General features: G+C 60.7%; 1 protein-coding gene. It reads right to left on the bottom strand.

Annotation, left to right across the window (positions count from 1 at the left end):
• A partial coding sequence (locus EN818_RS31540; protein WP_135906704.1) for an extracellular solute-binding protein occupies positions 1-321 on the bottom strand: 321 nt, incomplete at both ends.

Raw genomic sequence — 321 nt, 5'->3', positions numbered from 1 at the left:
GACCAGTCGGCCGAAGTGACGATGCCGGCGTCCTTCATCTCCTTGACCTTGGTCATGGCGTCGACGCATTTCGGCTGATTGACCGTGATCGACTGGCCGTCCTCGGCGAAATAGGCGCAGCCCTGTTCGTTCGAGATCATGCGGAAGAATTCGGTGTCGCCGTTGAAATCGGCATTGGTCATCGAGACGCCTGGATTGGCGGCCTGGATCTTCTTGCCGGCGGCGATGAAATCGTCCCAGGTCTTGATCGAGGCCGGATCGACGCCGGCCTTCTCGTAGAAGTCGCGGCGATAGAAGACGGCGACCGGGCCGGAATCCCAG

The sequence above is a fragment of the Mesorhizobium sp. M3A.F.Ca.ET.175.01.1.1 genome (genome assembly GCF_004791945.1).
Taxonomy (GTDB): Bacteria; Pseudomonadota; Alphaproteobacteria; order Rhizobiales; family Rhizobiaceae; genus Mesorhizobium.
Note: the sequence above shows the minus strand (reverse complement) of the source record. Positions and strands in the feature narration are given on the sequence as shown.